A 15,251-nucleotide genomic window follows, 5' to 3' on the forward strand; every position below is an offset into this window, starting at 1 on the left:
TATCAATTCATTAACTGAACAATGGCACCGTAGCTCATCCAAGTCATGGTGACTACCACCGCAACACCAAGTATAGTGAGCCAAAGCGGTTGTTTATAGTTAGCTACAATTTTGTTACGATAAGCGGCTATCAGCATAATACCCAATGCCAATGGCAGGATCAATCCGTTGATAGCACCCACAGTAATAAGCGTTTTTACAGGCTTGCCTATTGCCAGAAATATACAACACGACACGATAATAAATCCAATAATGATATGCCTGTTGAATTTCAAGATAACCGGATGGAAGCTTTTAATAAACGAAACCGAGGTGTACGCAGAACCCACTACAGATGAGATTCCTGCCGACCACATTACCAGGCCGAATAATTTATATCCGATCTGTCCGCCAGCGAACTGAAACACTGAAGCAGCTGGATTATCCGGATTTAAGATATGTCCCGCACTCACTACGCCCAATGCAGCTATAAATAACAATAACCTCATTAACGAAGCCAATCCAACGGCGCTTAATGCTCCTTTGTTAATAGCGGGCAGGTTTTGGATGCCCGTTTGCCGCGCATCTAACAAACGGTGAGCCCCCGCAAAAGTGATATAGCCACCCACCGTACCGCCCACAATAGTTAGTACCGCACCAAAGCTGAATTTTGTTGGGTTAACCGAGCGCACAACCGCCTCGGCCAGTGGCGGATTACTTACGTAAGCAATGTATAAAGCAAGTAATATTTTAATGCAGCCCATGGTTTTAGCAAAGGTATCCATGGCTTTGCCCGCTTCTTTGTAAACAAAAATGCCGATGGCCACAATGGCGCTCATGATAGCCCCCTGACCAACGCTTACCCCCAATAGCACATTTAGCCCCAAGCCCGCCCCGGCAATATTGCCGATGTTAAAAGCCATGCCGCCCAAAAAAACTAAAAAAGAAATAAAATACCCCAGCCCTGGGAAAACCTCATTGGCGATATCCTGTGCGGGTTTATCGGCCACAGTAATAATACGCCAGATGTTAAGCTGGGCAATGGCATCTAACACAACAGAGAGTAAGATCACAAACCCGAAACTTGCACCAAGCTGAGCAGTAAAAACGGCAGTCTGCGTTAAAAAGCCCGGCCCAATAGCCGAACTAGCCATCAGGAAAGCTGCGCCTATGAGAATACTCCAGTTAAACTTTTTCTCAGCCGAAAGCAATGGATTTAAATTTAGTGGTTGTGGGGTGATTTGTATTATTTGTTATCCCTTTTAACATTTTTTTGCTCGTATCATGTAAGAGGCTGATTCGGATTATCTCTTGTAATCCGAGCGCAACGAATACCAGTAACCCGAAGAAGTGCGGAAAGGTGAATATGGTTGCAATAATTGAAATTATTAGAGGTATGAGTAAATCTATCTCATAACTCAATATGATTTTGGAATCGTAAACTTCGAATTTTCCCTTGTATATTGTTCTAAATTGTTTAGACCGCGATTTAAACCGTTTTATCAAAGTGATTGCGAGTTTGTTGTCATCAATTTTTAATATGCTATATTCTTTGCTGACATAATTAGATATGTTATTCATCAAAACCGATTGTTCCATATCAGTTTGCTGCGATGTTTTATATATAAGATTCAACCTAAGCATTTATACAGACGGAGCTTTAATCATAATGCCTTCGGCCTTTAACCGTTCATTAATCAGTTTGGCAAACTCAACCGCATGGGCGCCGTCGCCATGCAAGCAAAGGGTTTCAGCCTTTAGCGGGATATTTTTATTGCTGACGGATTGCACTTGCTGATGCTGCACCATTTGTAATACCTGGGCAATGGATTGGGCTTCATCGGTAATCATGGCGTTGCTTTGCGAGCGGGGAGTAAGTAAACCATCGTCCTGGTAAGTGCGGTCGGCAAATACTTCAGATGCTGTTGCCAGGCCGATTTTTTTAGCTGCATCGATCATTTGGCTGCCTGCAAGACCGTATAAAATGAGGCTCGGATCGAAATCATGTACGGCCTCTACAATGGCTTTGGCTAAGCTTGCATCTTTTGCCGCCATGTTATATAGCGCTCCGTGAGCTTTAACATGGTGCAGTTTGCCGCCTGCTGCTTTTACAAAACCATACAGTGCGCCAATCTGGTATACCGTCATCTGGTAAGCCTCGTTAGGCGTGATCTTCATTTCGCGGCGACCGAAGCCCTGCAGATCGGGCAGGCCGGGATGTGCGCCGATTGCCACACCTTTTTTAATAGCCATGGCTACGGTACGTTGCATTACTTCCGGGTCGCCGGCGTGGAAACCGCAGGCTATGTTGGCCGAGGTAATATGATCTAACAAAATCTCATCGTTGGGCATGGGGTAATTGCCAAATGCTTCGCCCATATCGCAGTTTAAGTCGATGGTTTGCATGGTATACTTTTCAATAATTATAAATATTTAAGCCGTATGGCCTCTCTCAGTTGCAGCAGTTCGGCTTCACGTTCAATATACAGCATTTCGGCAGTTTGGCGGCTGATGTCTTCAAAATAAATGGTGTCGCCGGGTTTAAACTGCCCACACAATGGCATATCAACAGAGGCTACCTGTGCAATGCGCGGATAGCCACCAGTGGTTTGGCAATCGGCCATTAGCATCACCATGGTGCCGTCGCCTGCAACCTGTATGGTGCCGGGTGTCACGCCGGTAGAAAGCAGTTCGTTTTTGATGATGCGGTTAATTGGTCCACCCTCTAAATGATAACCCATCCGGTTGCTGCGCTGTCCTAAAGTATAACCTTCGGACAGAAAATTAACAATAGAGATACCGTGAAACCAGTTAAACTCGTGCGCCGGTACTATACGGATGCGCTTGTTATCTGCGGGCTGAAACATGCGGCGGGCGATGCTCCAGTGCGCAAAATTGATATGAGCGCCTTTGAGGCTGCTTAATATTTTTGTAGAGGTATAGCTGAGGTTATCGCTTGCAGTCAGCACATCGCCCATTTGCAGTGCACGGCCCTTAAAGCCTCCTAAGCCAGCCGTGATGTAAGTGCTACGGCTGCCCAAAACTTCGGGTACATCGAAGCCCCCTGCAATAGCGAGGTATGTGCGGCTACCAGTGGGATTGTTAACGAGTTGTATCGAGGTTCCGGCCGGGATAAAATAGGGGCGTTCTTCGAGAATTACCGTTTCGCCGGCCTGTAGTATTGCGCCATCGCCCGCATAGGCCAGGAGCAAGTCGCTTTCGGCAATAAATTCGGCATCGGCATAAGTAAACTCAATTACAGCGGCATTATCGGGGTTGCCAAGAGCCATGTTGGCTGTGCGGGCCGATAAGCTATCCATAACACCCGAAACGGGCACGGCCTGCGAAAGATATTGCATGCGGCCGAGATCTTGTACGGTGCTCAATATACCGGGTTTAACTATACGGATCTGCATTATTTATTGATGGTATTGGTTAAACTGGTTGTGATCTATGGGCTGAAATTTAACTTGATCGCCCGCTTTGAGCAGGGAAGGTTGAGCTTTGTTGGCATCAAATAGTTTGATGGGCGTACGGCCTAATAGTTGCCAGCCGCCGGGTGTTTCTAAGGGATAAATGCCAGTTTGTTCGCCCGCTATGCCTACCGATCCCGCAGGAATGGCCTTACGGGGTGAAGGCTTGCGCGGTGTTGCTAAACGTTGATCCATGCCACCTAAGTAGGCAAATCCGGGTACAAAACCGATCATGTAGACCTTATAGATGGCGGTACTGTGCAGGCTTATCACCTCATCAATACTCAGGTTATTGAGTTGGGCAACCTCCGCAATATCTTCGCCATATTCACCGCCGTAGCAGGTGGGGATGGTGATATTGGTTATTGAGTTATTGGGTGTATTAGGTTGAGTTAGTTGTTCGCTTTGAAGTTGGTGGAGGTAATTGGATACTTTAGTAAAACAATCTTCGCCGGGCATATCTGATTGCGAAACCTCCAATATGTCATAGAAAATGCTAAGCGTACTGTAAGCCGGTACAGTGGTCTTAAAACCAGCAAATGTATTACTGTGAATCAGCCTGTCGAAACTGCTGATTTGGTGATGCAACTCTTCGCTAATCTCGTGCCCAAATTCGAGCGTTACGGATTGCTCGCTCAGGCTGTAAATGCCGAACGAAATAGCAGAATTAATTGGGGAGCGCATATTTCGCTCAATTTAGAATAAACATTGTAACCCTGCAAATACTTGATTAATAAAAGCAACTGTTTCCATAACAGGCGCGTATTGCTTAAGCAATACGCAAAGTAAATTAGTCTGTGAAACCCCGGCATATCAGAAATCTTTCGGCCAATATTATTCAATTGATAGTTAACCAGGTTTTTGGACTGGCTATTTTTTACGTGCTATCCATTTGGCTGGATAAAACAAGCTTTGGTCAGTTAAACTGGGTGCTGGCGGTGTTGATGACTGCATTTAATATTCTGGCCTGCGGGATAGACCAGCTCGCCATAAAAAAAATAGCCCAGGGCGACGATGCAACGCAGGTTATGGCGATTTACATCGGCCACCTGCTTTTATCCGGACTGGTATTTTATGGGATTTTGGCTTTGGTATGTTGGGTAATGCCTCACCAATCGACGATATTTCAGATGCTACTGCTGATAGGAGCTGGTAAGCTGATGATCTATTTTTCGACGCCATACAAGCAGCTGGCTTCCGGTAAGGAGCAGTTTGGGTTGCTGGCTAAAATGTCGGTAGTATCGAATATAGTTAGGGGAGTGGCGCTGATGGTATTTGCCATATTGCACCTTGTTTCATTAACCAACGTTGTATTGATTTTTTTGGCAGGTGATGCTTTAGAGTTTGCGGCAACCCTTTACCTCTGTCGTGTAAATATTCACTTACCTTTCCGCGTAAATCTTAACCCTAAACCTTATTTCAAATTGCTGAAGGAAGCCCTGCCGCAAATAGGTGTGGTACTATTTACATCGGCACTGGCACGGTTCGACTGGATCTTTATTGGGCTGTACCTTCCTGCCGCTAAGCTCGCCGAGTATAGCTTTGCCTACAAAGCATTCGAAATTTCCACCCTGCCGCTATTAGCTGTTGCGCCTTTGCTGCTGCCCCGGTTTGTATCGGTTGTTAAGGAGCGAGGCTTTTTTCCGTCGCATATCTTTCAGCTTTTGAAACTGGAGTTAGTGTTTTCCATGCTGATTGCCATGGTGATGTACCTCTGCTGGACACCCTTGGTAGATTGGTTTACGGGTGGTAAGTACGGCGCAGTGAATTCGAGTGTGATACTGGTGCTGTCGATATGTATGCCCCTCATGTACTTTAACAACTTTTTGTGGACTGTCGGTTTCGCTCAGGGTAGACTGCGGCTTATTTTCAAAGTATTCGCCGTAACGTTCGCGGTAAATGTGGTTAGCGATTTAGTGCTAATCCCGCTGATTGGCAACGTAGGCGCGGCATTAGCTTACCTTTTTGCAATGCTTACGCAGGCAGTTTTATATGCACTGGCGATAGAAAGACAACAAGCTATGCGAATGGTTTTTAATCTTTTAATCTGTTGTGTTTGCGCTTTGGTAAGTGGATTTATAGCAAGTATGGTATTCAATGCTGTAGTGCCAATCGTTTTATCGGCTGTGGTTATCTATGCTCTGTTGTCTCTCATCTTCAAACAAATTGCCTTTAAAAATCTGAATGCTTTGCGGCTTGCCGTCAGTGAATAAATATTTAGCGTTTTGATTTCGCTACAGGCAACCATTAAGCTTGTGCGGGCGTAATTCTAATACAACACAGGGTCTTCACACAAGCTGTGTTGGGTTGGTTAAATGGTAAAGTTAGTCTTAGTTAAATTAAAGGATTTAGTGAAAGGAATTAACTGGCAGTTGCTGGTTTTCCTTTTGCTATTTCTGAATGTAAAGCTAATTGTGAAGCTTTTTGCCATTGTATTTATCTACATTCTGCAACCCGATTTTAAGTTCGGATTTCGTATTAAGAACTCGCGCTTACCATTGTTTTACGTCGGGGTTATTGCAATTGCTATGATTAACTGGCTGATGTTCCGCTATTTTTTTTCTTTGCCTTATAATCTTGCCTTTTTAACCGGAATACTATTTTGGGGTCTCTGTATCCTGGCTATCCATCAAATTAAGCTGATGGCGGAACGAACAGAATCCTCTGTACTGCATAAAACCATTACCGTTTTCTTTCTCGCCAATGCTTTAGTTTCGTTCGTTAATATCCTGCTTATAATACTTCACATTAAGAAGATAAACCCTTATAGTTACCAGGGGAATTATCAGCAGTACTTTTTAAATACCGGCGACTATATTAAGGGTATTACTTTCGACGTGTCGATCACCAACGCCGTGATTGCCGGTTTGGGCGTTATTTATTATCTCCTTCGCTATAATTATAAAATGCTGTTGCTTTGCCTGGCGGTCCTGCTATTGGCAACAAGTAATACGGTTAATATTATGCTTTTCGGGATTTTGGCTTTGGTGTTTATCTTCCGTAGTACCGCCGCCCAAAAGAGCATGATTGTGGTCAGTCTGCTGATGCTGGTTACATTTATGGTGAAGGTTACACCGCAGAATATGTATTACATCGATAAGATGTACAACAAAATGCTGTTCAATAAAAACGTGTCTTTTGACCCTGTTCCAGTGAAAGAAGTACGCATTACCGATAGGCCCGATTCGACCTTATCGCCAAGCGAGAAGCAGGATAAGATAGCTCAGCTTTATCTTGACAGCCTCAGCGTTATATTAGAGAAGCGATACCGCGAAGAACACGTTAAAGTACCGGAACCATTAGGCATGGTAAAATACGAATTGCCTAAGGATCTTATCCATACAGCAACTTTTCAACCACGGTCTGATACAGATGGCATGCAGAAAAGGCTTATTGCTTTTATTGTCACTCATAAAGCTCAACTGCCTTTAGCCACCCAACCGCAAACCACGCAACGCATTATCCCCGGAAAGCTAATTACTTTTAAACAAACGGTTCATTTTTTTGCGAGCCACCCACGCAAAATGATCACTGGTGATGGTGTAGGTAATTTCTCATCCAAGTTGGCCTTTAAACTAACCGGGCTAGGTATGTCGGGTGGCTATCCGCAACAATACGCCACTATAAATCCCGATTTTTTGTCGAACCACCTGGATGTTTACCTCAATTTCTTTAGCCGGCGCACGGGCATGCACTCGGTAACAAACAGTCCCGATTCGGTTTATGACCAATTATTAGGCGAGTATGGCGTTGCGGGGGGGCTGTTATTTGTGATTTTCTATGTAGGATATTTTCTTAAACAACGCCGCTACCTGAGTTATGGGTTACCAATGTTACTTTTTATCGGCTGCGTATTTTTTACCGATTACTGGTTCGAGCAGTTATCGATAGTCGTACTGTTTGAATTGCTTTTGCTGGTAGATATTAAAGAACATCAACTTTTAACACCTATGCAGGCATGAGTGATATCCCGCAAATATCTGTGTTAATGCCTGCCTATAATGCCGGGCTTTACATTGCCGAGGCTATAAGATCGGTGCTGGAGCAAACTTTTACCGATTTTGAGTTGCTGATCATTAACGACGGTTCGACAGACAATACCATCGAGGTTGTAAACTCCTTTGCAGATAACCGCATCCGGCTCGTCAATCAAAAAAATGAAGGTGTGGCTGGTGCATTAAATACCGGGCTCCGTTTATCCAAGGCACAGTTTATAGCCCGTTTTGATGCTGATGATATATGCTATCCAACCCGTTTAGAGGTGCAGCATGACTTTATGCAAGCCCGTCCACAATACCATATTATCGGTTCGGATACCGATTATGTAGACAAGGAGGGTAATCATATTTTCCATTTTAAGGCGCCGGTAATACCAAAGCAGGGTGTAGACCAACTCAGTTATCAAACCTGCCCTTTTATACATTCGAGTGTATTTTACCGTAAAGCAAGCATTTTGGAACAAGGCGGCTATAATATTTATGCCCATACGTTCGAAGATCATTTGCTGTGGCTTAAGGTGCTGAAACAATATCCGGGGTATAACCTGCCGCAGCGACTGATTAAGGTGCGCCTAAATCCCGAATCGGTTACCATCGACGAAAAATGGTGCCACCCGAGATTCCTCGAAATTAAATCTGACGCTTTACGCAAAGGCGATATCGGCCCTGAGGCGTACCGCGAGTTGGTATCCATTAGAAGCGAACAATTAAACAACAACATAAACCACGAAGCTTACTATGGTCTGCTCGCCAAAAAGTTTCTATGGAATAATCATAACCCGCAAAAAGCTCGGTATAATTTGTTTAAACTATTAGCTATTAATAAACTGCATTTTAAGAGCTACTTGTTATTGTTGCTTACACTGCTGCCAGCCGGCGTTGTTCACCGCTTATATCATACAACCAAAGGAGGCGCAACCTATGAGTACTAAGTCTATTAAATTGTTTGTAGACGCACATGCCATGGATAGAGAATACCAGGGTACTTATACGTTTGTGCATGGATTATACACGGCGCTGCTAGCTAAATACCCTCAGGTAGATGTTTATTTTGGCACTTCGTACCCCGACAGACTGGCTGCAGCTTTTCCGCAGCTATCGAAAGACCGGATACTAGCTTACAAAAATGCTAAACCGGGGATCCTCAGATACCTCACGGATATTCCCCGGTATATTAAGACTCATAAATTCGATTTTGCTCATTTCCAGTATATCATTCCGCGCAGCAATGGTCGTTGCCGCTATATTGTAACCCTGCACGATAACGTCTTTAACGATTTTAAACAGTATTTCTCGTTTCGCTATCGCAAAAGAAGAGAATATCTTTTTGCATGGAGCATTAAAAATGCGGCTATCAAAACCACGGTTTCGGCATATTCTAAAGAGCGTATTGCAAATTACCATCAACTCGATGAGTGCGATATTAATATACTGGCAAACGGAGTTGAAACCGTCAATAATTTTAACCAGGTTGATAAAGATATAGCCGCAAAACATGTGTTCGAAAACTATGGCATTAAAAACTACCTTTTATATGTAAGCCGTGTAGAAGGGCGTAAAAACCATCAGCTGCTGTTAAAAACCTGGTTAAAGCTCGAGCTTTATAAACAGCACATATCGCTGGTGTTTATTGGTAAAACATCTGTGCCGGTTGCCGAATTACAAGCCATTGTAAACAGCCTGACCGAAGAACAAAAGCGCTACTTCTATGCCATAGAACAGGTAGGGCCTAATGATCTGGCCATGTTTTATAAGGCCTGCCGGGCGTTTGTTTACCCTACGGTAGCAGAAGGGTTTGGCATTCCGCCACTGGAGGCGGCCATGCACCGCGTGCCGGTATTGTGCTCGTCGGCCACGGCCATGCAAAGCTTCGATTTTTTTGAACCTTATTTCTTTGATCCCTATAAAGAAGAGGAGTTTGCCGCTAAACTGCAAAGCATATTACGCAACCCGCCAACTTTTGCCTTTTTAGAAAATATTGCCGAACAGATACAACAACGATACAACTGGCAGCAAACAGCAGATACACTCTATAAACTTTTACAATCATGAAGCTAAAAATTGCCGTAGCCGGTACACGCGGCATCCCTAATCATTATGGTGGCTTTGAGCAGATCACGGCCTACCTGGCACCAGGGTTAGTTGAAAAAGGCCACTCGGTAACGGTATACAATTCGCACAACCACCCATATCAGGGTGATACCTGGCGCGGGGTTGAGATTGTACACTGCTACGATCCTGAACATGTTTTGGGCACTGCCGGGCAGTTTGTGTACGATTATAATTGTATACAGGATATGCGCAAGCGCAACTTCGATGTGATATTGTTTATGGGATATACCAGTAGTTCGGTATGGGGAAGTTTGTTTCAGCGCAATACCACCATTATATCTAACATGGATGGGTTGGAATGGAAGCGCTCTAAGTACTCAAAACCCGTGCAGCAGTTTCTGAAATATGCCGAAAGCCTAGCCGTAAAATACAGCAACTATTACGTTGCCGATTCAACAGTGATCCAATCGTACCTGAAAAAAAAATATAATATTGGCAGTGCCTTTATAGCCTATGGTGCCGAACCCTTTGTGGCCGATGATTGTGTGCTGATGAATAAGTTTAACCTGAAGCCGCAGGACTACTTTTTAATGGTAGCCCGCATGGAGCCTGAGAATAATATCGAAACTATTTTAGAAGGCTTTACCAAAAGTGTATCAACCAAAAAGTTTTTAGTGGTTGGCAATACCAGCAACAAGTTTGGCAAATACCTTAAAGCGAAATTTAACCATGATGAGCGCGTGTGCTTTCACGATGCTATTTTTAATATCAAAACCATACAACACCTGCAACATAACGCCTACCTGTACTTTCATGGACATAGTGTGGGGGGCACCAATCCGTCGCTTTTAGAGGCCATGGCCGGTGGGGCATTAATTGCCGCGCACGACAACCCTTTTAACCGTTCGGTGCTTAATCATAATGCTTTTTATTTCAGATCGTCGGCAGATGTGGCATGGCTTACCGAAGTGGTTAGCCGTAATAGCGCAGAAGAAATGATGATTGCGAACAACATCAGGAAAATCCGTCAGCATTATAATTGGAATAAGATAATCGGCGCCTACGAAGAGTTTATTTGTGAATGTTATTGCAGCATGAATTATGAAAAAGTTTTGGCGTGTTAACGATTCGGCAGTTAACCAGATCAGTTACTACCATATCCTGCTTTTTTTTATCTGCCTCCCGCTCGATCGTTTTTTCAGCGAGATTGTGCTTGTCAGCCTGGCTATCCATACGTTTATCAACCTCAAAAAAGCTGATTTGAAAGCCGCGTATGATCGTCGCGTTTTGGTGCTGCAGTCTATATTCTTTGTCACCGTGTTCAGTACCGTTTACACCACCGATTTGCATAATGCATTTAACGACTGGGGAATGCAGGTGGATATCTTTCTAATACCCCTTCTGTTTGCCTTGCACCGGCCATTAGTAACAAAATATAAAGATCAACTGCTAAACGGTTTTGCTGCTAGCTGTGTTGCAGTATCATTGGTGCTGTTTGGGGTGGTGTTTCGTACTATCAGATATTTTCATCTCCCGTTAAGGGCAGTGTATTCATCTAGTTTTGTCAATCATAATTTCTCTAAACCAGTTGGTATTCACGCTACATTTTTTTCGGTATTGCTGGTTGCGGCGACAATCATCTTGTTTCAGAATTTACTAAATGAAAAGCGGAAATTAGCCAGGGCACTACTACTTTTCGGTGGTGCCGTTTTATTTGCGGCGTTAATTCAGTTGTCGTCCAAATCGGCCATTATTTCGCTCGTAATTGTGGGATATATTTTTGTGCCGCTATACCTGTTTAAAGGCCGCAAGCGGGTACTGTTGCTGGCTGGCTCGGTAGTGCTTACTATATTGGGCGCGTTGCTGGTATTACGCTATGAGAGCCTGAAAACGAGGCTGTTTTCTGACATGGAAGCCGACGTTAACATGAACCGGATAGAACTGGTAACTGATTCGCGGCTCGACCGGTGGAAAGTTACCCTGGAAACCGCCCGTGCGAAACCAATATTGGGCTACGGCACAGGTACAGAAGATGAGGTTGTACAACAGGCATTTTTTAAACACAAGTTATATCACTCATTCATCCACCGGCTGAATGCCCATAACGAATTTCTAAGTATCCTTATTAAAAGTGGAGCCATAGGTTTAGCCGTTTACCTATTTGTGCTCGGCTATTGTTTAACTGTTTCGGTAAGGGATAATAACTTACTTTTAACCACATGTGTGATATTGCTGATCAGCACATCTATAGCGGAGAATGCACTTGATGCCAATAAAGGGATTTACTTTTACGGGGCGTTTTTCTCACTCCTTTTGCTAAGCATTAAAACATCGCCCAAAGCGCATATTAAAAGGCAAAATGTGCAAAGCGAGGCAACCTTAACGCCCGCAGTAACGTGTTAGTAGTATACAATCGTAACGCTGCTAATCAAGTATCTATGTATAAACCTCACAGTTATATCGCAGATTTTTCGGGCATTAAAACACAGGTTTTATCGGCCCTGGCATATTATGATATTTTTAACTTTCCGCTCACAAAAGATGAGGTTTTTTTATTTATGACCGTGCGCTGCAAACTGGAGCAGGTGCACTACTGCCTCGAATATCTGGTAGATCATGGGCTTGTTTACCAGTTGGGTAATTACTACGCGTTGAAGAACGATAGCTACATGGTTAGCCGCCGCGAAGTCGGCGCAAAAAAAGCGCAAGAGCTCTTAAGCATTGCCGAAAAAGTAAGTCGTTTTTTGGTGAAGTTTCCCTATGTGCGGGGGATTGCAGTGTCGGGTTCGCTGTCTAAAAAATATGCCGATGATCAGTCGGATATTGATTTTTTCATAATAACGGCGGCCAACCGGTTGTGGATCGCCCGCAGCTTGCTGCACCTGTTTAAAAAGCTCACGTTTCTGTTTAACAAGCAGCACTATTTCTGCATGAATTATTTTGTGGATGAAGCGCGTACCGAAATTGTGGAACAAAACCTGTTTACAGCAACCGAAACCGTAACCCTTATACCCTTACAAGGCGATGTAACCTTTAATCGCTTTTTTAATGCCAATACCTGGACGCGCAGCTATTTACCTAATCACCTGATGCGGGTAGCCTATGCAGAACCGGTGAAACGCGGCTGGCTAAAAAGACTTACCGAAACTATCTTCAACAATCCCATCGGCAACGCGCTCGATAACTGGTTGATGAACCTAACCGCCCGTAGCTGGAACAAAAAGACGGCACAAGGCCGCTTAAATCAGCGTGGTGTATTGATGAGTATGATGGCTACCAAAGGCTATGCAAAACCTAATCCCGTTAATTTTCAAAGCCGCATAATGACTTTTTATAATGAAAAGGTAGCGCGGGTAACTAAAGATCTGGAGCAGAATATTTTTTGAGGCTGCGCAATTATAACATTTTGTCATCTCGAAGTAGGAGAGATCTTATGCGGAACGAACATGGTAACTGCATGCGACAACGCATTCAGTTACCTTTTCCTAAACGATATAATAAAATAATCGCCCCAATATTTAAATGGAAAGCTACTTTTAAACCTGTTTTCCAGCTTTTGCAACAGGCGGTAGTTTTTGGGGTGCTTCTCGGCAAAACCTTCGATATAGGATGGTGGTACAAACGTGCAAAGTCCTTCTAAACCCACTAAATCATAGTCTTTCTTCATTCGTTTGACTAAGTACGATGGATTATAATACCAGCAGGTAAAATACTGACCTTCGATATGTGCGGTACGGCCTTTGCCGGCAAACCATCTGCGGGTTGCCGTTCTAAACTTTCCTTTAAAAATGAGCAGCGACTCCCAAAGGCAAAATTTGGGTATAATCACCATGGTTGCTATCCCGCCAGGTTTTAGTAAGTCGTTGAAAGAGGCCAGTACTTTATCTAATTCGTCGGTGCAGTTCAATCCGCCGAAATTAGAGAATATGGCATCATAAGGGCCGCGGCTTTGCAAGTTGTCCAAACGCGTAAAAGAACATAACTCGGTACTGATTTGAGCATTGCTTATCAACGAAGCGGCTTTTTGCTTTAGCCTTTGCTGCATACCTTCGGAAATGTCCGTAGCGTGTATGCTATGGCCTTGTTGTGCAAAATAGATCGCATCTTCGCCAGTACCACTGTTGAGTTCGAGAATGTGGCTGTCTGGTTGTAGTCGGCTTAAAAAATGTTCACGCACGTGTTTGCGCTTGTAATGCACAATGGTATTGCCTGAATAGATCTCATCAAATATGGCCGACTGCTTAGAGAATGCCGCACCGGCTTGTTGTTCGTGTAAGACGGATGTCATGCAGTTTCGGCGTTGTTAAGTTTGATCTTTTCTAACCAGGTAGCCGGCAGGTAATAGATAATAGAAAGCGCTTTTTTTATCGTGCCCGTGTCAACAGCTAGCGGCGAACGCAGCAGCTGCAGCATCCCCGCGCGGGCCAGATGGCGGTGGTAATTGCGGTGCACGTATTTATGTAACTGCTTATAAAATGCAGGCGGATAGGTATTACGGAACATCAGTGCCATCTCGTCGGAGTCAGTCCAGTTGGTTTTATCTTTGAGCTGCTCTTTAACGCGATCGAAGAAAACCGTACCCGGCAGCGGGTAGGATACCGAAATGCCGATCTCGTAAGGGAGCAACTGGTTGATCATCTGCACCGTTTTACCAATATCCTCCTTAGTTTCCGACGGATAGCCAAACTGGATAAAAAAGGAGGGATGAATATTATGCTTTTTCAATAGCGCAGTTGCTTTATGGATCTGCTCTATGGTGGTACCTTTATCCATAGCATCCAGTATTTTCTGCGAGCCGCTTTCGGCACCGATCCAGGCGTTTTCGCAACCCGCGCGTTCAAGGGAAGCCACTTCGGCGTCTTCCAAAAGTAAATCGGCTCGTGACTGGATCTTGAATTTAAACTGAAGCCCGGATTGTTCTATCAAATCGGCAAAGGTTTGTACCCAACCCGGTTTCAACCCAAAGATATCGTCGCAGAACCAAATATGATCAAATTTGAACATCCGCTGCATCAAGGTTAGTTCCTTAACCACATGCTCTGGCGAACGCGAGTTATAACGATTGCCATAAATCGGTTTGGCGCACCAGTTGCACTTGAAAGGGCAACCGCGTGTGGTGCTCATATTCATAGAGAAATAACCCTTGCTTTTAAGCCAGGCATTTCGGTAGGGTGTTATGTCAATCAAATCCCAGGCAGCGAAGGGCAAGTGGTCGAGGTCTTTGATAACCTTGCGAGGCGTCGATTTAACGGGCGCACCATTTAAAATGAAACTTATGCCCGCAATATCCAGTGGATTAAATAATTCTTCCGATGAAAGCGCTTCAATCAGTTCGGGCAGTGTTTCATCAGCTTCGCCTATTAAAACATAATCAGCACCCTCGTTTAAATATTCTTTATAACGGTCGGTAGAGTCGGAGCTGGAAACAATTACGGTGCAGCCCTGTGCTTTAGCCATTTTACACATCTCAAAAGCGGCCTCGCGCATATTGGTGAGGCACATTTTGGTGAGATAGTTAAAGCCATCGTCGTAAATCACAAAATAATCGGGGCGGGTTTGTATCGAGGCGGCAACATCATCCGGACAGTGTGCAAACATCGTATCAAAAAAAGTAACCTCGTAATCCCGGTCACGCAAAATAGAAGCCGCGTAAAGTGTAGCCAGCGGAGCATACGGCTGGCCGATCTGCCACTGTTTTTTATCAAACCGCAGAAAATAGGAATGGGTTAATAATACATGTGCAGCCATA

13 protein-coding genes are annotated in these 15,251 nt (G+C 44.2%); 7 read left to right on the plus strand and 6 right to left on the minus strand.

The annotated features are described in order from the left end of the window. Positions 1-2: 2 nt before the first annotated feature. The 4 genes from GSY63_RS06715 to pxpB form a co-directional block, all read right to left on the minus strand. A complete protein-coding gene (locus GSY63_RS06715; protein WP_243749170.1) occupies positions 3-1,190 on the minus strand; it encodes an NRAMP family divalent metal transporter in 1,188 nt (395 codons plus the stop codon). 433 nt (positions 1,191-1,623) lie between these two features. Then, positions 1,624-2,385, minus strand: coding sequence for a LamB/YcsF family protein (locus tag GSY63_RS06720; RefSeq protein WP_166585021.1), 762 nt, complete (start codon positions 2,383-2,385; stop codon positions 1,624-1,626). A gap of 17 nt (positions 2,386-2,402) precedes the next feature. Continuing rightward, complete coding sequence (locus GSY63_RS06725) at positions 2,403-3,395, minus strand: 5-oxoprolinase subunit C family protein (protein ID WP_166585022.1); 993 nt, start codon at positions 3,393-3,395, stop codon at positions 2,403-2,405. A 3-nt stretch (positions 3,396-3,398) separates the two neighbouring features. Next, positions 3,399-4,136 carry a 5-oxoprolinase subunit PxpB gene (pxpB, locus tag GSY63_RS06730; RefSeq protein ID WP_166585023.1) on the minus strand — a complete coding sequence of 246 codons (738 nt, stop codon included), beginning with the start codon at positions 4,134-4,136 and terminating at the stop codon, positions 3,399-3,401. A 113-nt stretch (positions 4,137-4,249) separates the two neighbouring features. Here pxpB and GSY63_RS25055 point away from each other — a divergent pair, with 113 nt between their 5' ends. From GSY63_RS25055 to GSY63_RS06765, 7 genes are all read left to right on the plus strand, one after another. Next, a complete protein-coding gene (locus GSY63_RS25055) occupies positions 4,250-5,665 on the plus strand; it encodes an oligosaccharide flippase family protein (protein ID WP_166585024.1) in 1,416 nt (471 codons plus the stop codon). A 102-nt stretch (positions 5,666-5,767) separates the two neighbouring features. Beyond that, a complete protein-coding gene (locus tag GSY63_RS06740; protein WP_208094478.1) occupies positions 5,768-7,414 on the plus strand; it encodes a hypothetical protein in 1,647 nt (548 codons plus the stop codon). Further along, positions 7,411-8,382 (plus strand): glycosyltransferase family 2 protein, encoded by a 972-nt coding sequence (locus tag GSY63_RS06745; RefSeq protein WP_166585026.1) that lies wholly within the window; start codon positions 7,411-7,413, stop codon positions 8,380-8,382. Before GSY63_RS06740 ends, GSY63_RS06745 begins: the two co-directional genes overlap by 4 nt. Then, entirely contained in the window at positions 8,372-9,502 is a 1,131-nt protein-coding gene (locus GSY63_RS06750; RefSeq protein WP_166585027.1) for a glycosyltransferase family 4 protein, read from the plus strand. The genes GSY63_RS06745 and GSY63_RS06750 overlap by 11 nt, the downstream gene beginning before the upstream one ends. Further along, the gene (locus GSY63_RS06755) at positions 9,499-10,626 is read left to right on the plus strand and encodes a DUF1972 domain-containing protein (RefSeq protein WP_166585028.1); all 1,128 of its coding nucleotides are present in this window, start codon (positions 9,499-9,501) and stop codon (positions 10,624-10,626) included. Before GSY63_RS06750 ends, GSY63_RS06755 begins: the two co-directional genes overlap by 4 nt. Further along, complete coding sequence (locus GSY63_RS06760) at positions 10,604-11,905, plus strand: O-antigen ligase family protein (RefSeq protein ID WP_166585029.1); 1,302 nt, start codon at positions 10,604-10,606, stop codon at positions 11,903-11,905. Before GSY63_RS06755 ends, GSY63_RS06760 begins: the two co-directional genes overlap by 23 nt. 35 nt (positions 11,906-11,940) lie before the next feature. Next, positions 11,941-12,888, plus strand: a complete 948-nt coding sequence (locus tag GSY63_RS06765) for a hypothetical protein (protein ID WP_166585030.1) — start codon at positions 11,941-11,943, stop codon at positions 12,886-12,888. An 89-nt stretch (positions 12,889-12,977) separates the two neighbouring features. On the opposite strand, the gene GSY63_RS06770 is transcribed toward GSY63_RS06765, so the two are convergent. Together GSY63_RS06770 and GSY63_RS06775 are read right to left on the minus strand one after the other, a co-directional pair. After that, positions 12,978-13,790, minus strand: coding sequence for a class I SAM-dependent methyltransferase (locus GSY63_RS06770; RefSeq protein WP_166585031.1), 813 nt, complete (start codon positions 13,788-13,790; stop codon positions 12,978-12,980). Next, positions 13,787-15,250 carry a B12-binding domain-containing radical SAM protein gene (locus tag GSY63_RS06775; RefSeq protein ID WP_166585032.1) on the minus strand — a complete coding sequence of 488 codons (1,464 nt, stop codon included), beginning with the start codon at positions 15,248-15,250 and terminating at the stop codon, positions 13,787-13,789. The genes GSY63_RS06770 and GSY63_RS06775 overlap by 4 nt, the downstream gene beginning before the upstream one ends. Position 15,251: the final 1 nt, after the last annotated feature.

Source organism: Mucilaginibacter agri, from assembly GCF_009928685.1.
GTDB classification, from domain to species: Bacteria; Bacteroidota; Bacteroidia; order Sphingobacteriales; family Sphingobacteriaceae; genus Mucilaginibacter; species Mucilaginibacter agri.